The sequence below is a fragment of the Nonomuraea indica genome (genome assembly GCF_002850745.1).
GTDB lineage: Bacteria > Actinomycetota > Actinomycetes > Streptosporangiales > Streptosporangiaceae > Nonomuraea > Nonomuraea indica.
This window is the reverse complement of the sequence record NZ_KZ559466.1, coordinates 366,453-381,842: the sequence shown is the minus strand read 5'-3', so window position 1 is coordinate 381,842 and position 15,390 is coordinate 366,453. Positions and strand designations below refer to the sequence as shown.

Sequence of the window (15,390 nt, the reverse complement as noted above, 5' to 3'; positions counted from 1 at the left end):
ATGGCGGGGCGCGGCGGGGTGGCCGGGCACGGTGAGGTCCGGAACGGGGTGGCCGGGCGCGGCCGGGTCCGGAGCGGGGTGGCCGGGCACGGTGAGGTCCGGAGCGGCGTGGACGGGCGCGGCGGGGTCAGGGGCCGGGCTGCCGGGCCGGGCATGGTTCGCGCCGGTGGCGGGGAGGGGACGGCCTGTCCCCGTACGGCCGGGACAGACGAGCGCGGCCCCGAACGGGGCGGCGCCGACGGGACAGACACGAGCGAGAGCCGGAGACCATGAAGACACGGGGAGGCCGTGGGCCCGCGGGCCGCGGCGGCGGGCAGCCGGGCAGGCCCCGCAGGCCGGCACGCGACCAGGCACGCAACGCCGCCTTCGACATCATGCGGGCCGTCGACGAGCGTGACGCGTACGCCAACCTGCTCGCGCCCCGCCTGCTGCGCGAACGCGGCCTGAAGGGACGCGACGCCGCGCTGGCCACCGAGCTGGCCTACGGCACCCTGCGCGGGCTCGGCACCTACGACGCCGTCATCGACCTGTGCAGCGACCGCCGCCCCGACCCCGACGTGCACGACGCCCTGCGGCTGGGCGCCCACCAGCTGCTCCGGATGCGCGTCCCGCCGCACGCCGCCGTCGGCACCACCGTCGACCTCGTCCGCCTGCGGATCGGCGCGGGCGCCGCCAAGTTCGTCAACGCGGTCCTGCGCAAGATCGCCTCCAGGACGCTCGACGAGTGGATCCCCATCGTGGCCCCCGACCCCGCCGACGACCCGTCGGGCCACCTCGCGATCGCCCACAGCCATCCCCGCTGGATCGTCAGCGCCTTCCGCGACGCCCTCGGCGGCGGCATGGAGGAGACCGCCGAGCTGCTCGCCGCCGACAACGAACGCCCGCTCGTCACGCTGGTGGCCCGCCCGGGCCGCGCCACGACGGCGGAGCTGGCCGACGCCGGCGCCGAGCCGGGCCGGTACTCCCCGTACGCCGCCTACCTGACGGAGGGCGACCCCGGGCGCATCCCCGCGGTCGCCGAGACCCGCGCGGCCGTCCAGGACGAGGCCAGCCAGCTGGTGGCGCTCGCCCTGACCCGCGTGCCGCTCGACGGCCGCGACGAGCTGTGGCTCGACATGTGCGCCGGTCCTGGCGGCAAGGCGGGCCTGCTCGACGCCATCGCCGTGCACGGCGACCTCGCCTCCCCGCCCTTCGCCGGCTCCGGCGCCGGGGGGCCGGAGCCGTACCGGGGCGGGGCCCGGCTGGTGGCGGCCGACGTGCAGCACCACCGGGCCCGGCTGGTCCGGCAGACCACGACGGACGCCGCCGTGATCACCGCCGACGGCACGGAGCCCGTGTGGCGGCCGGGCACGTTCGACCGGGTCATGCTCGACGCGCCCTGCACCGGCCTCGGCGCGTTGCGCCGCCGCCCCGAGGCGCGCTGGCGGCGCGACCCGGGCGGCATCGCCGAGCTGGGCCGCCTGCAGCGCCGCCTGCTCGGCGCGGCCCTGGACGCCGTACGGCCGGGCGGCGTCGTCGCGTACGTCACCTGCTCCCCGCACCTGGCCGAGACCAGGGTCGTGGTGGGCGACGTGACGGCCGGGAGGGGCGACGTGGAGCAGCTCGACGCCCGCCGCTACCTGCCGGGGGTCGACGGGCTGGGCGACGGCCCGTACGCGCAGTTCTGGCCGCACCGTCACGGCACCGACGCGATGTTCCTGGCCCTGCTGCGCAGGCGCGCCTAGGACGGGGAGCCGGTCCGCGGCGGCCGACCCGGCGGGCCGGCCGTCGTGCGGGGTCCGGTGGGTCCGGCGGGGGGTCCGGCGCGTCTGGGGGCCGGGCGGGGGCCGGGGGCCGCGTGGGGTGCGGCGGGCTGACTAGACTCGCCTCATCATGGCCGTACAGATCTCGCCCAGCATCCTCGCCGCCGACTTCGCCCGCCTCGCCGACGAGGCCGCCGCGGTGCACAACGCCGACTGGCTGCACGTCGACGTGATGGACTACCACTTCGTGCCCAACCTCACGCTCGGCCTGCCCGTGGTGGAGTCCCTGCGCAAGGCCACGTCGCTGCCGCTCGACTGCCACCTCATGATCGCCGACCCCGACCGCTGGGCGCCCGCGTACGCCGAGGCGGGCGCGGGCAGCGTCACCATCCACGCCGAGGCGACTCGGGCGCCGGTGCGCACGCTGCGCCAGATCCGTTCCCTCGGCGCCCGCGCCGCGCTCGCGCTCAACCCCGGCACGGCGGTCGAGCCGTACGAGGGGCTGCTCGGCGAGGTCGACATGCTGCTGCTGATGACGGTCGAGCCGGGGTTCGGCGGCCAGAAGTTCCTCGACATGGTGCTGCCCAAGATCCGCACCGCCCGCTCGCTCGTGGGGCGGCACGGCGGCCAGGTCTGGATCCAGGTGGACGGCGGCGTCGACACCACCACCATCGAGCGCTGTGCCGAGGCGGGGGCCGACGTGTTCGTGGCGGGCAGCGCCGTCTACGGCGCCGACGACCCCGCCGCCGCCGTGGACGCCCTGCGTGCCCAGGCCGCCGCGGCGGCCGGCTGACCTGCTGAGCACAGGCCGCTCCACCGGCGGCCGTGGAACGCGCTACGACCGGCCCCCGGCCCGGCGCTCTCTTGCGGATCTTTGCTGCCCGTAATAGGCCCTGTCCGAAAAGGGGGGCACCAGGGCTGATCGCCACAGGTGCGCGGATTCTGGTTTGACCGTTGCGCCGTAATTCGGCGGGCCGGATCATCGTGATCGCCCTCAATCCGGCCGAGAGGCCGGAGGGGGGGCCATGATCGGTCTCGTCGATCGCCTGCGGACACGCCTGCGACAGCGTCACGCGGGCGGCGGCCGCCCAGCGGGGAGGAGCGCGGATGGAGTACGTGCGGATCGGCTGCGCCTGCCTGGTCGGCCTGGTCTTCGCCTTCACGACGGTGTCGAAGCTGCGGGACTTCGGCGGTTTCGCCCGCTCGCTGCCCGACCTCGTCCCGGTGCGCCATGCCCTCGTCCGCCCGCTGGCGGCCACGGTGGTCGCCCTGGAGGTGCTCGTGCCGGTCCTCGTCGCCGTGCCGGCCACCACACCGTACGGCCTCGGGGTCGCCCTCGCGCTGCTGGTGGCGTTCACCGTGGCGATCGCCGTGGCGCTGACCCGGGGACGCAGGGCTCCCTGTCGCTGCTTCGGCGTGTCCGCCACCCCGCTCGGCGCCCGCCACCTGGTGCGCAACGGGCTGCTCTGCCTCGCCGCGGTGACGGCCCTGCTGCTGCAGGCCGGCGAGGGCACGACCGGCGGCACGGTCGGCGGCACGGTCGTGGCGGCCGGCGCGGCGCTGGTCGGGGCCCTTCTGATCGCCTCCTACGACGACCTCGTCGATCTCTTCGCGAGGCCCTCCTGAACGTCCTGCCCGAGCGCCGCCGTCGTGCCCGGCGCGCTGCCGACTCACCCTCTGCGCGGCCTCGCCCTCGCCCTCACCCTCGCCCTCGCCCTCGGCCTCGGCCTCGGCCTCGTCCGCAGGCTCCGCCGGATGGAGGGCACGGGTTCGTCCGGGGCGCGGAACCGGCCGGCGTCATGGCGCGGCGGGCGCCGGTGCGCCGACCGGCGCGAGCGCCCGGACATGAACCCCGCGCCGGATGGGTAACCACTTACTTATGACGGACCACGGGATCTTCGGCCCCGGCTCGGTGACCTGGCGCGTCATGGGGGAGCCGATTCTCCTGGTGGGCGGCCTGCGCGCGCTGCTCATGCAGGGCCTGCACCCCCGGGCGATGCGCGGCGTGCTGCAGAACTCCGCGCTGATGGACTCCGGCGAGGCGTGGTCGCGGTTCGTGCGGACCACCGAGTTCGTCCGCGTCCGGACGTACGGCACCCGCGCCGAGGTGGAGCGCGCTGGCCGCCGCGTCCGCAAGATCCACGCCACGCTGACCGCGCACGATCCCGACACCGGCGAGGACTTCCGCCTCGACGAGCCCGACGCGCTGCTGTGGGTGCACACCGGCGAGGTCGACTCCTACCTGTCGGTCGCCCGTCGCAGCGGCGTCCGGCTGACCGACGCCGAGGCCGACACGTTCGTCGCCGAGCAGCGGCGCGCCGCCGAGGTGGTCGGCCTCGACCCGGCCGGGGTTCCCGGCACGGTGGGGGAGATGCGCGACTACATCGAGGCGCGGCGGCCGGCCCTGAGGTTCGTCCCCGAGGCGGCCCATCCGCTGCGCCAGTCGCTCAACGCGCCGCTGCCGCTGATCCTGACGCCGCTCCGACCGGCCGTGCCGGCGCTCACGCTGCTCGCGTTCGCCACGCTGCCGCGCTGGGCCCGGCGGCTGTACGGGCTGCCCGCCACCCCCGTCGGCGACCTGTGGGCGACGGCGACCCTGCGGGCCCTGCACACCGGCATCGGGCTGGTCCCCGCCCAGGTCCGCTACTCCCCGGCGGCCCGCGAGGCCCGCCGCATCACGGCCGCCTGACCCAATTGACCAAGCGGCCGCTTGGGTTTCTTGGCGGGGGTCCCTGGCAGGCGCCGTCACGCGCATGGCAGACTGGTAGGCGAACAGAGCTAGCGTGCTCCGGGGTCGGTGAAATTCCGAACCGGCGGTGACAGTCCGCGACCCGGCCGATGCCATCGGCCGGTTGACCCGGTGAAATTCCGGGACCGACGGTGAAAGTCCGGATGGGAGGAAGCGCGCGGGTGTCCGGCGTACGCCGGGCGCCTCTGTGACGCGTACGCACGCGTCGTACCACCCCCGGGGCCCGTCATCGCTCGAAGCCGATGGCGACGAGGAGGCCCGGGGTGGAGACACCCGCCGCACGACGACCGGACGGCGCCGCGCCCGTGGCGCGCGCCCGCCCGAGCACCCCCGTGGCGCACGAGACCGACGACGCGCACATGGCGCGGGCCGTCGAGCTGGCCGGGCGCGGACACGGCACCACGAGCCCCAACCCCGTCGTGGGCTGCGTCGTCCTCGACGCGGCCGGGCGGGTGGCCGGGGAGGGCTTCCACGCCTACGCCGGAGGCCCGCACGCCGAGGTCGTCGCGCTGCGGCAGGCCGGAGAGCGGGCGCGCGGCGGCACCGCCTACGTGACGCTCGAACCGTGCGACCACACCGGCCGCACCGGCCCGTGCAGCCGGGCGCTGCTCGACGCCGGCGTCGCCCGCGTCGTCATCGCCGTGCCCGACCCGAACCCCGAGGCCGCGGGAGGCGCCGAGCGGCTGCGGGCGCGCGGGGTCGCCGTCGAGACGGGCGTCCTCGCCGCCGAGGCCGAGCACGTCAACGCCGAATGGCTGACCTTCGCCCGGCTCGGCAGGCCGCACGTGACCTGGAAGTTCGCCGCCACTCTGGACGGCCGGTCGGCCGCCGCCGACGGCACCAGCCAGTGGATCACCTCGCCCGAGGCCCGCGCCGACGTGCACCGGCTGCGGGCCCGCGCCGACGCCGTGATGGCGGGCATCGGCACGGTCCTCGCCGACGACCCGCGCCTGACGGCCCGCCCCGTGCCCGGCGTGCCCGGCGTGCCCGGCGTGCCCGGCGTGCCCGACGCGCCCGGCGTGCCCGGCGTGCCCGGCGTGCCCGACGCGCCCGGCGTGCCCGGCGTGCCCGGGGCGCCCGGCGCGGGCGCAGCGGCGCGGCGGCGCGCGCCGCTGCGGATCGTGATCGACTCCGAGGGCAGGACACCGGCGACCGCCCGGGTCCTGGACGGCGAGGCGCCGACCCTGGTCGCGGTCGCCGCCGACGCCACCGGCATCGCGCCGAACCCCGGCGCGCACGTGCTCCGCGTGCCCCGCCACCCCGGCGGCGGCCTCGACCTGCACGCCCTGCTGGGCGAGCTGGCCGGCCGCGAGATCGTCAGCGTGTTCCTCGAAGGCGGCCCCACCCTGGCCGGCGCGTTCCTGGCCCAGGGCCTCGTCGACCGGGTCGTCGCCTACCTGGCTCCCGCGCTCCTCGGCTCCGGCGCCGCCGCGCTCGGCCCCGCCGGCGTCACCACCATCGCCGGTGTCCACCGGCTCGCCTTCGACGACGTCCGGCTGGTCGGCCCCGACCTGCGCCTGACGGCCCGCCCCCTGCCCGCCCCGACCCTGCCGGCCCCACCCCTGCCCGCCCGGTCCCTGCCGGCCCCCCCCCTGCCCGCCCGGTCCCTGCCGGCCCCCGGCCCGGCCCGGCCGGGCCCGTCCCCCTCCAGCCCGCCCCACCCCAGCGAGGAAGTGTGATGTTCACCGGAATCATCGAGGAAAGAGGCGAGGTCGTCGCGGTCGCGCCGGCCGGCGACTCCGCGCGGTTGTCCGTGCGGGGCCCGCTCGTCACCTCCGACGCCGCCCACGGAGACTCCATCGCCGTCAACGGCGTCTGCCTGACCGTCGTGACCGTCGACGGCGACGTGTTCACGGTGGACGTGATCAGGGAGTCGCTCGACCGCAGCTCCCTCGGCACGCTCCAGGCGGGCTCGCCCGTCAACCTGGAGCGCGCCGTACGCGCCGACCAGCGGCTCGGCGGGCACATCGTGCAGGGACACGTGGACGGCACCGCCGTCCTGCTGTCCCGCGAGAGCGGTGGGCGCTGGGACGACCTGCGCTTCTCACTGCCGCCCGCCCTCGCCCGGTACGTGGCCGAGAAAGGCTCGATCGCCGTCGACGGAATCAGCCTGACCGTCACCACGGTTGACGAGGACAGCTTCGGCGTGAGCCTCATCCCCACCACGCTCGAGCTCACCACGATGGGCGCGCGCCGGGTCGGCGACGTGGTCAACATCGAGGTCGACGTGATCGCGAAGTATGTCGAAAGGCTGGTGGTCAGGCAGTGAACTGGGCCGATGCCGGATTCAACGCGTTCGGCTTCCACGTGCTCTGGACGGACCTGATCGGCAACATAGCCGCGCTGTCCACCGTCCTGCTGGCGATGCGCAGGTCCATCTGGACCTGGCCGGTGCAGTTCACCGGCTCGGTGCTGCTGTTCATCGCCTCCGTCAACGCCGGGATCACCGGCAACGCGCTCAAGCAGGTCCTGTTCGGCGTGCTCGCGGTCTACGGCTGGTGGGCCTGGCGGCGCGGCACCCAGGGCGGAGCCCAGCTCGCGGTGCGGCCCGCGCGGGCGTGGGAGCGGGCCGCGCTGGTCGGCGCCATGCTGGCCGGGACGGTCCTGGTCGGGCTGCTGTTCTACGTCACGAAGTGGTCGTGGGGCGCGGAGGTGCCGCTGCCCAAGGGCGCCTTCCTGGTGGCCGCCGACGCCTACATCTTCGTCGGCAGCGCCGTCGCCACCTGGGCCCAGGGCCGGGCGCTGGTCGACTTCTGGATCGTCTGGGTGGCCGTCGACCTCGTCGGTGTGCCGCTGGCGTTCAGCTCGGGGCTGGTCGTCTCCGGCGCCGTGTACGGCGTGTTCTTCGTGCTCGTCGTCATCGGGTTCGTCAAGTGGCTCAAGGAGTACCGGGCGCGGCAGGACGTGCCCGGCTCGCTGGCGGTGGCGTCGTGAACGACATCAGGTTCGACCCGATCGAGCGGGCCGTGGCCGACATCGGCGCCGGCCGGCCCGTGGTCGTGGTCGACGACGCCGACCGCGAGAACGAGGGCGACATCATCTTCGCCGCTGCCAAGGCCACGCCCGAGCTGCTGACGTTCACGATCAGGCACACCAGCGGCGTCATCTGCGTGCCCATGGTGGGCGCGGAGCTCGACCGGCTGGGCCTGCCGCTGATGGTCTTCGAGAACAAGGAGCGCATGCGCACGGCGTACACGATCAGCGTGGACGCCCGCGACGGCGTCACCACCGGCATCTCCGCGGCCGACCGCGCCCGGACGATCCGCGCGCTCGCCGACTCCGCCACCGAGCCGAACGAGCTGGTACGGCCCGGCCACATCTTCCCGCTGCGCTACCGCGACGGCGGCGTGCTGGCCCGGCGCGGCCACACCGAGGCGGCCGTCGACCTGGCCCGGCTCGCCGGCCTGTCGCCCGCCGGCGTGCTGGCCGAGGTCGTCAACGACGACGGCACCATGGCCAGGCTGCCGGAGCTGCGCGTCTTCGCCGACGAGCACGACCTGGCGCTCGTCTCCATCGAGCAGCTCGTCGAGCACCGCCGCCGTACCGAGAGCATGGTCACCCGGGTCGCCGAGACGAACATGCCCACCGTGTACGGCACCTGGCGGGCCTACGGCTACGCCAGCGCGCTCGACGGCGGCGAGCACGTCGCCCTCGTCTACGGCGACCTCACCGGCGGCGAGAACGTCCTCGTCCGCGCCCACTCCGAATGCCTGACCGGCGACGTGTTCGGCTCGTTGCGCTGCGACTGCGGCCCCCAGCTCGGTCACGCCATGGCCGCGATCGCCGAGGAGGGCCGCGGCGTCGTCGTCTACCTGCGCGGCCACGAGGGCCGCGGCATCGGCCTGCTCGCCAAGCTCAAGGCGTACAGCCTGCAGGACGCCGGCAGCGACACCGTCGAGGCCAACCTGGAGCTCGGGCTGCCCGTCGACGCGCGGGAGTTCTCCAACGCCGGGCAGATCCTGGCCGACCTCGGCGTCAAGTCGGTGCGGCTGCTCACCAACAACCCGGCCAAGCTGAAGGGCATGGACGGCTACGGCATCAAGGTCCTCGGCCGCGAGCCCATGCCCGTGGCCATGAACCCCCACAACGAGCGCTACCTCAAGGCCAAGCGCGACCGACTCGGTCACGACATCTCGGAGGCCTCATGAGCGGGGAGGGACGTCCGGCGGCGCAGCCCGTGCCGGCCGCGGCGGGTCTGACGGTCGGCGTCGTGGCGGCGAGCTGGCACGCCGAGATCACCGACCGGCTGGTGGCGCGCGCCCTGCAGGCGTGCGACGACAGCGGCGCCAGCGCCACCGTCGTACGCGTGCCGGGCTCGCTGGAGATCCCGGTGGTCGCCCAGGCGCTGGCCCGCCGCTGCGACGCGGTCGTCGCCCTCGGCGCGGTCATCCGCGGCGAGACGGCGCACTTCGACTACGTGTGCGACTCGGTCACCGCCGGGCTCACCCGGATCTCGCTCGACGAGTCGACCCCCGTCGGCAACGGCGTGCTCACCTGCGAGACGCTCGACCAGGCACGCGACCGCTCCGGGCTGCCGGGCAGCAAGGAGGACAAGGGCTACGAGTCGGCGGTCGCCGCGCTGGAGACGGCACTCCTGTTGAGAGACCTCCGCTGACCTGCGATAAATTGCCGATCATGCCTGAGCACGTGCCCGCCCCTCCGCTGCCCGTCACCTGGCGTCCGCGCCGGGGGAGAGTCATCGCGTACGGCTTCGCCGCGCTCATCGTGCTCGGGTCGGTCGCGATGGCGATCTTCATCGCGGAGCCGTTCATGCTGCCCGACCGGATCGCCATCGTGGCCTTCGGCGGCCTCGTCGCCTTCGTCCTGCACCTGCTGGGCAGGGTGCGGGTCGAGGCCGACGAGGAGGGCGTCACCCTCGTCAACGCCGTCCGCACCCACCGCTACACCTGGCCGGAGGTGCTCGACGTCACCTTCCTCGTCGGCGACCCCTGGCCCCGGATCGACTTCTCCGACGGCCGCACGATCGGCGCGATGGGCATCCAGGGCTCCGAGAAGGCGGCCGCCCGCCGCGCCACCGCCGAGCTCGCCGCCCTCATCCAGGAGCGCGGCGAGGCCCGCGAGGACTGACCGCCGCCGGACCACCGCCCGCGGCGCGGCGAGGACGTCGATGTCGCCCGGGGCCGAAGACGCGTAGCCTGAGAGCGTGCTCGTCGAATCGCCGCAGAAGCTGGTCGAGTTGCTCGACCGGCATGCCTACCTGGCCGACGAGGGGCTGGCCACGGCCGCGTTCCTGGCGTTGCGCATGGGACGGCCGCTGTTCCTCGAAGGGGAGGCGGGCGTCGGCAAGACCGAGCTGGCCAAGACGCTGGCCGGGCTGCTGGACGCGCCGCTGATCCGGCTGCAGTGCTACGAGGGGCTGGACGCGGCCCAGGCCCTCTACGACTGGGACTTCGCCCGGCAGCTCCTGCACCTCAAGGCGGCCGAGGCGGCCGGGGTCACCGATGTGGGGCGGCTGGAGGGCGAGATCTACGACCGGCGCTTCCTCATCGCCCGGCCGCTGCTCAAGGCCCTGGAGACGCAGCCCAGCGTGCTGCTCGTGGACGAGATCGACCGGGCCGACGACGAGTTCGAGGCGTTCCTGCTGGAGGTGCTGTCCGACTTCACCATCTCCATTCCCGAGCTCGGCACCATCAGGGCCGAGACGCCGCCGGTGGTCGTCGTCACCTCCAACCGCACCCGCGAGGTGCACGACGCGCTCAAGCGCCGCTGCCTCTACCACTGGCTGGAGCACCCGAGCTTCGACCGCGAGGTCGCCATCCTGCTGCGCCGCCTGCCCGCCTGCACCGAGACGCTGGCCGCCCAGGTGGCCAGGGCGGCCGAGCGGCTGCGGCAGGCCGACCTGGTCAAGCCGCCCGGCGTGGCCGAGACGCTCGACTGGACCCAGGCGCTGCTCACGCTGGGGGTGCGCGAGCTGGACCCCGACCGGGCCGCGCTGACGCTGGGCGCCGCGCTGAAGTACCGGGAGGACGTCGAGAACGTGCTGGCCAAGGGGCTGCTGCGCGATGGATGAGCTGGCCGCCACCGTCACCGGTTTCGCCAGGACGCTCCGGGCCGCGGGTGTCGGCGCCGACCACGAACGCACCGCCACCCTCCTGAAGGCCCTCGACCACCTCGACGTGACCGACCCGCGCGAGGTCTACTGGGCCGGCCGGCTCACCCTGTGCGCCACGCCCGACGACCTGCCGCGTTACGACCGGTGCTTCGCCGCCTACTTCGGCGGGCGCCGGGCCGCCCGCGCACCGCGCCCCGGCGCGACAGCCGTCACCCGGCACACCGCCGTCCCGGAGGACGGCGGCGAGGAAGGCGGCGAGGAGGGGGAGGCGGCGCCCGCCACCGCCAGCCGCGCCGAGCTGCTCAGGCACCGCGACGTGGCCCGGCTCACCGCGGCCGAACGCGACGAGGTGCACCGCCTGCTGGCCATGCTGAGAGGCCGGCGCGCGCAGCGGCGCTCGCGGCGGTTCGCGCCCGCCGCCAGGGGCGGCCTCGACCAGCGGCGCACCATCCGCGAGGCGCTGCGGAAGGGCGAGGTGGCCCGGCTCCGCCGCCGCGCCCACACCACCCGGCCGCGCCCGGTCGTGCTGTTCGTCGACGTCAGCGGCTCGATGGCGCCGTACGCGGAGACGCTGCTGAGATTCGCCCACGCCCTGGTCAGGAGCGAACCGCGGGCCACCCGCGTCTACTCGATCGGCACCCGCCTCACCTCGATCACCGGCGAGCTGCGTCACCGCGACCCCGGCACGGCGCTGGAGGCGGTGTCGCGGGCCATCCCCGACTGGAGCGGCGGCACCCGGCTCGGCGAGGAGCTGCGCGAGTTCCTGAGCCGCCACAGCGCGCGCGGGGCCGTCGTGGTGATCGCCTCCGACGGGTGGGAGCGCGGCGATCCGAGCCTGCTCGGCGCCCAGCTGGCCCGCCTCGCCCGGCAGGCCCACCGGATGATCTGGGTCAACCCGCACAAGGGGTACACCGACTACCAGCCGCTGACCGGCGGCATGCGCGCGGCCCTGCCCCACCTCGACGACCTGGTGGCCGGGCACAGCCTGGCCGCCTACCAGGAGCTCAGCGAAAGGCTCGCCCATGCGTGACGTGCTGCCGGAGATCGCGCGCTGGTGGGGGTCGGGTGAGACGTTCGGCCTGGCGACGGTGGTGAGCACGTTCAGCAGCGCCCCCAGGCCGCCGGGCGCGTCGATGGCGGTGTGCGGCGGCGAGGTGGTCGGCAGCGTGTCCGGCGGCTGCGTCGAGGGCGCCGTGTTCGAGCTGGCCACGGAGGTGGCCACCACGACCGGCACGCCCGTCCTGCAGCGATACGGCGTGAGCGACGACGACGCGTTCGCGGTGGGCCTGACCTGCGGCGGCATCCTCGACATCCTCGTCGAGCCGGTCTCGGCCGAGACGTTCCCCGAGCTGGGCGACATCGCCCGCTCCGTCGAGCGGCGCGAACCCGTCGCCGTCGCCACGATCGTCTCCGGCCCCGGCCGGACGGGCGCCCGCCGCGTCGTCTGGCCCGGCCGGTCGTCGGGCACGCTCGGCCTCGCCCGCCTCGACGAGGCGGTGGACGACGACGCCCGCGGCATGCTGGCGCAGGGCGTGACCGGCATCAGGCGCTACGGCTCCGAGGGGGAGCGGCGGCTGGACGACCTGGCGGTGTTCGTCCACTCGTTCGCGCCTCCGCCGCACATGCTGGTGTTCGGCGCGATCGACTTCGCCGCCGCGGTGGCGCGGCTCGGCAAGTTCCTCGGCTACCACGTGACCGTGTGCGACGCCCGGCCCGTCTTCGCCACCGCCAAGCGCTTCCCCGAGGCCGACGAGGTCGTGGTCAGCTGGCCGCACGACTACCTGTCGTCGATCCAGGTGGACGAGCGGACAGTGATCTGTGTGCTGACCCACGACCCGAAGTTCGACGTGCCGCTGCTGGAGGTGGCGCTGCGCACCCGCGCCGGCTACGTGGGCGCGATGGGCTCGCGCCGCACCCACGACGACCGGCTGGCCCGGCTGCGCGAGGCCGGCCTGTCGGCCGAGGAACTGGCCCGGCTGCGCTCGCCGATCGGCCTCGATCTGGGCGCCCGCACGCCGGAGGAGACCGCGGTGTCCATCGCCGCCGAGCTGATCCAGTCGCGGTGGGGCGGCTCCGGGCAGCCGTTGAGCCGGACCAGCGGCCGGATCCACCACGAGGGGTGACGGCCGGCGATGAGACGATCACGGGTGGCGGGGCTGCTGCTCGCGGCGGGGCGGGGGGCCAGGCTGGGCACGCCGAAGGCGCTCGTCGAGTACGAGGGCGAGCGGCTGGTCGAGCGGGGCGTCCGGCTGCTGGAGGAGGGCGGCTGCCATCCCGTGGTGGTCGTGCTCGGCGCCGCCACCGTGCAGGTGCGCGGGGCTGTCGTGGTGCGCAACCCCGGCTGGGAGTCCGGCATGGGGTCCTCGCTGCGGGTCGGCCTGGCGGCGCTGCCGCCGGAGGCCGAGGCGGTGGTGATCGCCCTGGTGGACCAGCCGTTGATCAGGCCCGCGGCGGTGCGCGAGCTGATCGCCTCCGGGGCGCGGCTGGCCGTCGCCACCTACGGCGGGCGGCGCCGCAACCCCGTCCTGGTGTCGCGCCGTGACTTCGCCGGGGTGGCCGAGCTGGCGACCGGCGACGTCGGCGCCCGCGCGTTCATGCGGGCGCGTCCGGAGCTGGTCACCGAGGTGCCGTGCGACGGGCTCGGCGACCCGGCCGACATCGACACCCCCGCCGACCTGGCCCTGCTCGACCCGCAGGCCGCGGCGCCGCTACAGCCGGAATGAGGCGACGGCGGCGCGGTGGTCGCTGCCCGTCGCCGGGGCGACCCGCGCCTCGGTCGCCGTCATCCCCTTGAACAGGATGTGGTCCGGCCGGGTGATCGGGAACGACGACGGCCAGGTGAACCCGAACCCGTCGCCCGCCTCGCGCTGCGCGTCGGCCAGCGGCGGGATCAGGCCGTCCATGACCCGGTCGGTGGAGGCGGTGTTGAGGTCGCCGAGGAGCAGGAGGCGCCGGCTGCGGTCGGCGTCGACGAGCCTGCGCGCGTGGGCGAAGGAGTCGTCGCGCGAGGCCGTGTGGCCGGGGCGGGCCGAGGCCAGGTGCATCACGTAGACGGTGACGTCGCCCTCCGGGGTGACCGCCACCGCGCGCAGCGCGCGCGGCCAGCCGAGGCCCACGTCGATCGGCCGGGGGTCCTTCAGGGGAAAGCGGCTCCACAGACCCACGGTGCTGACCGTGTAACGGTGCTTGAACATCTTGTTGAGCTGCTTGGCCGCCGGGCCCCCCGGGGTGAGCTCCTGCGCCGCCAGCAGGTCGAGGTCCTCGGCCACGACGCGCACCGCCTCGCCGGAGGCGTCGTTGGTGACGCCGACGTTCACCGTGCCGACCGACAGGTCGCTGCGACCGCCGGGCGGCTCGGCCAGCGCCGTCGAGCCGAACATGGCCGCCCACACCAGCCCCGGCACCACCGCCGCCACCGCCGCCGAGCGCGACCGGGCCAGCGCCGCCAGCGCCAGCAGGAACGGCACCGCGACCCCCAGCCACGGCAGCAGGCTCTCCAGCACCGGTGTGAAGCCGCCTAACGCGGGGATCAGCCGGTGCCCGGCCAGGACCGCGGCCACCGCCACGGACAAGACGATCACTGTCCCCCTGAGCATCCTCAAAGGCTATAGCCGGTCGCGGGTCCGCGCATCGACGCGCTAACCTGGAGCCGCCCACGAACGGAATAACATTCGGTTTCACTACGCGGTCTCGGGAGCCCGGCATGCGCATCGGTATGGCACTCAACTACTCGGGCGGCTTCAAGGAGACGGTCGCCGAGCTGGCCGACTACGAGAAGGCCGGGCTCGACATCATCTTCGTGGCCGAGGCCTACAGCTTCGACGCGGTCAGCCAGATGGGTTACATCGCGGCCAGGACCGAGCGGCTGGAGATCGCCTCCGGCATCCTGCCGATCTACTCGCGCACGCCGACCCTGCTCGCGATGACCGCCGCGGGCATGGACTACGTCTCCGGCGGCCGGTTCACGCTCGGGCTCGGCGCCTCGGGCCCGCAGGTGATCGAGGGCTTCCACGGCGTGCCGTACACCGCGCCGCTCGGCCGGACGCGTGAGGTCATCGAGATCTGCCGCAAGGTGTGGCGGCGCGAGAAGGTCGAGTACCAGGGCCGGCACTACACGCTGCCGCTGCCCCCCGACCAGGGCACCGGCCTGGGCAAGCCGCTCAAGCTGATCAACCACCCGGTGCGGCCGCGCATCCCCGTCGTGGTGGCCGCCATCGGGCCGAAGAACGTCGAGCTGGCCGCCGAGCTGGCCGAGGGCTGGGAGCCGATCTTCTACATGCCCGAGAAGGCCGCCGACGTGTGGGGCGCCTCGCTGGCGGCGGGTAAGGCCAAGCGCGATCCCGAGCTGGGCGAGCTGGACGTCATCGCGCAGGCGTCGCTGGCCGTCGGCGACGACGTGGCCGGCCTGCTGGAGATGGGCCGCCCCATCGCCGCCCTCTACATCGGCGGCATGGGCGCCAAGGGCAAGAACTTCTACAACGACCTCGCCCGCCGCTACGGCTACGAGAAGGAGGCGGAGCGGATCCAGGAGCTCTACCTCGACGGCAAGAAGGAGGAGGCGGCGGCCCTGGTGCCGCACGAGCTGCTGGAGAAGATGTCGCTCATCGGCAGCGAGGGCTTCGTGCGGGACCGGGTGCTGGCCATGAAGGAGTCCGGCGTGACGACCCTCAACGTCGCCCCGCTCGGCAGGACGCACGAGGAGCGGGTCAAACTGATCGAGCTGATCAAGGACATCGCGTCCTGAGGCCCGCCCCCGCCCGGGGACTGTGACGCCGATCACCCGGAATGTCGGAATGAATCGGCGCATGTGGGCTGTTGGACACACT

16 protein-coding genes and 1 riboswitch are annotated in these 15,390 nt (G+C 74.7%); of the genes, 15 read left to right on the top strand and 1 reads right to left on the bottom strand.

The features are described 5' to 3' along the window. Positions 1–269: 269 nt before the first annotated feature. The 14 genes from CXR44_RS01760 (at position 270) to CXR44_RS01690 (ending at position 13,287) form a co-directional block, all read left to right on the top strand. Positions 270–1,724: an RsmB/NOP family class I SAM-dependent RNA methyltransferase gene (locus CXR44_RS01760; protein WP_101783043.1), complete on the top strand. Its 1,455-nt coding sequence runs from the start codon at positions 270–272 to the stop codon at positions 1,722–1,724. A 148-nt stretch (positions 1,725–1,872) separates the two neighbouring features. Then, positions 1,873–2,535: a ribulose-phosphate 3-epimerase gene (rpe, locus tag CXR44_RS01755; RefSeq protein WP_101783042.1), complete on the top strand. Its 663-nt coding sequence runs from the start codon at positions 1,873–1,875 to the stop codon at positions 2,533–2,535. Positions 2,536–2,849: 314 nt separating this feature from the next. After that, complete coding sequence (locus tag CXR44_RS01750) at positions 2,850–3,368, top strand: MauE/DoxX family redox-associated membrane protein (protein WP_101783041.1); 519 nt, start codon at positions 2,850–2,852, stop codon at positions 3,366–3,368. Between the two features lie 253 nt (positions 3,369–3,621). Beyond that, on the top strand, positions 3,622–4,431 hold the full coding sequence (locus CXR44_RS01740; protein ID WP_101783039.1) for an oxygenase MpaB family protein: 810 nt from the start codon (positions 3,622–3,624) through the stop codon (positions 4,429–4,431). 90 nt (positions 4,432–4,521) lie between these two features. Then, a riboswitch (FMN riboswitch) is annotated at positions 4,522–4,652 on the top strand. A 102-nt stretch (positions 4,653–4,754) separates the two neighbouring features. After that, positions 4,755–6,170 (top strand): bifunctional diaminohydroxyphosphoribosylaminopyrimidine deaminase/5-amino-6-(5-phosphoribosylamino)uracil reductase RibD, encoded by a 1,416-nt coding sequence (gene ribD, locus CXR44_RS01735; RefSeq protein ID WP_245898746.1) that lies wholly within the window; start codon positions 4,755–4,757, stop codon positions 6,168–6,170. Further along, the gene (locus CXR44_RS01730) at positions 6,170–6,760 is read left to right on the top strand and encodes a riboflavin synthase (RefSeq protein WP_101783038.1); all 591 of its coding nucleotides are present in this window, start codon (positions 6,170–6,172) and stop codon (positions 6,758–6,760) included. The genes ribD and CXR44_RS01730 overlap by 1 nt, the downstream gene beginning before the upstream one ends. Further along, positions 6,757–7,425, top strand: coding sequence for a nicotinamide mononucleotide transporter family protein (locus tag CXR44_RS01725; RefSeq protein WP_101783037.1), 669 nt, complete (start codon positions 6,757–6,759; stop codon positions 7,423–7,425). The genes CXR44_RS01730 and CXR44_RS01725 overlap by 4 nt, the downstream gene beginning before the upstream one ends. Further along, positions 7,422–8,639 carry a bifunctional 3,4-dihydroxy-2-butanone-4-phosphate synthase/GTP cyclohydrolase II gene (locus CXR44_RS01720; RefSeq protein ID WP_101783036.1) on the top strand — a complete coding sequence of 406 codons (1,218 nt, stop codon included), beginning with the start codon at positions 7,422–7,424 and terminating at the stop codon, positions 8,637–8,639. The genes CXR44_RS01725 and CXR44_RS01720 overlap by 4 nt, the downstream gene beginning before the upstream one ends. Beyond that, the gene (ribH, locus tag CXR44_RS01715; protein WP_101783035.1) at positions 8,636–9,106 is read left to right on the top strand and encodes a 6,7-dimethyl-8-ribityllumazine synthase; all 471 of its coding nucleotides are present in this window, start codon (positions 8,636–8,638) and stop codon (positions 9,104–9,106) included. The genes CXR44_RS01720 and ribH overlap by 4 nt, the downstream gene beginning before the upstream one ends. A 20-nt stretch (positions 9,107–9,126) precedes the next feature. Continuing rightward, positions 9,127–9,579: a PH domain-containing protein gene (locus tag CXR44_RS01710; RefSeq protein WP_101783034.1), complete on the top strand. Its 453-nt coding sequence runs from the start codon at positions 9,127–9,129 to the stop codon at positions 9,577–9,579. A 76-nt stretch (positions 9,580–9,655) separates the two neighbouring features. Continuing rightward, complete coding sequence (locus tag CXR44_RS01705; RefSeq protein WP_101783033.1) at positions 9,656–10,522, top strand: AAA family ATPase; 867 nt, start codon at positions 9,656–9,658, stop codon at positions 10,520–10,522. Continuing rightward, positions 10,515–11,594: a vWA domain-containing protein gene (locus CXR44_RS01700; RefSeq protein ID WP_101783032.1), complete on the top strand. Its 1,080-nt coding sequence runs from the start codon at positions 10,515–10,517 to the stop codon at positions 11,592–11,594. The genes CXR44_RS01705 and CXR44_RS01700 overlap by 8 nt, the downstream gene beginning before the upstream one ends. Next, entirely contained in the window at positions 11,587–12,687 is a 1,101-nt protein-coding gene (locus CXR44_RS01695; protein ID WP_101783031.1) for an XdhC family protein, read from the top strand. Before CXR44_RS01700 ends, CXR44_RS01695 begins: the two co-directional genes overlap by 8 nt. Before the next feature lie 9 nt (positions 12,688–12,696). Then, positions 12,697–13,287, top strand: a complete 591-nt coding sequence (locus CXR44_RS01690) for a nucleotidyltransferase family protein (protein ID WP_101783030.1) — start codon at positions 12,697–12,699, stop codon at positions 13,285–13,287. Here the strand turns inward: CXR44_RS01690 and CXR44_RS01685 are convergent. Then, positions 13,273–14,160 (bottom strand): endonuclease/exonuclease/phosphatase family protein, encoded by an 888-nt coding sequence (locus tag CXR44_RS01685; protein ID WP_180903147.1) that lies wholly within the window; start codon positions 14,158–14,160, stop codon positions 13,273–13,275. The genes CXR44_RS01690 and CXR44_RS01685 overlap by 15 nt on opposite strands. Positions 14,161–14,267: 107 nt before the next feature. Between CXR44_RS01685 and CXR44_RS01680 the strand changes: the two genes are divergently transcribed. Then, positions 14,268–15,308, top strand: a complete 1,041-nt coding sequence (locus tag CXR44_RS01680; protein WP_101783029.1) for an LLM class F420-dependent oxidoreductase — start codon at positions 14,268–14,270, stop codon at positions 15,306–15,308. The last annotated feature ends 82 nt before the right edge of the window (positions 15,309–15,390 follow it).

Bases quoted from the DNA above. Each gene is read 5' to 3' on its own strand.
- rpe (WP_101783042.1), top strand. From the start codon at position 1,873: ATGGCCGTACAGATCTCGCCCAGCATCCTCGCCGCCGACTTCGCCCGC.
- CXR44_RS01710 (WP_101783034.1), top strand. From the start codon at position 9,127: ATGCCTGAGCACGTGCCCGCCCCTCCGCTGCCCGTCACCTGGCGTCCG.
- ribH (WP_101783035.1), top strand. From the start codon at position 8,636: ATGAGCGGGGAGGGACGTCCGGCGGCGCAGCCCGTGCCGGCCGCGGCG.
- CXR44_RS01695 (WP_101783031.1), top strand. From the start codon at position 11,587: ATGCGTGACGTGCTGCCGGAGATCGCGCGCTGGTGGGGGTCGGGTGAG.
- CXR44_RS01730 (WP_101783038.1), top strand. From the start codon at position 6,170: ATGTTCACCGGAATCATCGAGGAAAGAGGCGAGGTCGTCGCGGTCGCG.
- CXR44_RS01740 (WP_101783039.1), top strand. From the start codon at position 3,622: ATGACGGACCACGGGATCTTCGGCCCCGGCTCGGTGACCTGGCGCGTC.
- CXR44_RS01680 (WP_101783029.1), top strand. From the start codon at position 14,268: ATGCGCATCGGTATGGCACTCAACTACTCGGGCGGCTTCAAGGAGACG.
- CXR44_RS01760 (WP_101783043.1), top strand. From the start codon at position 270: ATGAAGACACGGGGAGGCCGTGGGCCCGCGGGCCGCGGCGGCGGGCAG.
- CXR44_RS01700 (WP_101783032.1), top strand. From the start codon at position 10,515: ATGGATGAGCTGGCCGCCACCGTCACCGGTTTCGCCAGGACGCTCCGG.
- CXR44_RS01750 (WP_101783041.1), top strand. From the start codon at position 2,850: ATGGAGTACGTGCGGATCGGCTGCGCCTGCCTGGTCGGCCTGGTCTTC.
- CXR44_RS01690 (WP_101783030.1), top strand. From the start codon at position 12,697: ATGAGACGATCACGGGTGGCGGGGCTGCTGCTCGCGGCGGGGCGGGGG.
- CXR44_RS01685 (WP_180903147.1), bottom strand. From the start codon at position 14,160: ATGCTCAGGGGGACAGTGATCGTCTTGTCCGTGGCGGTGGCCGCGGTC.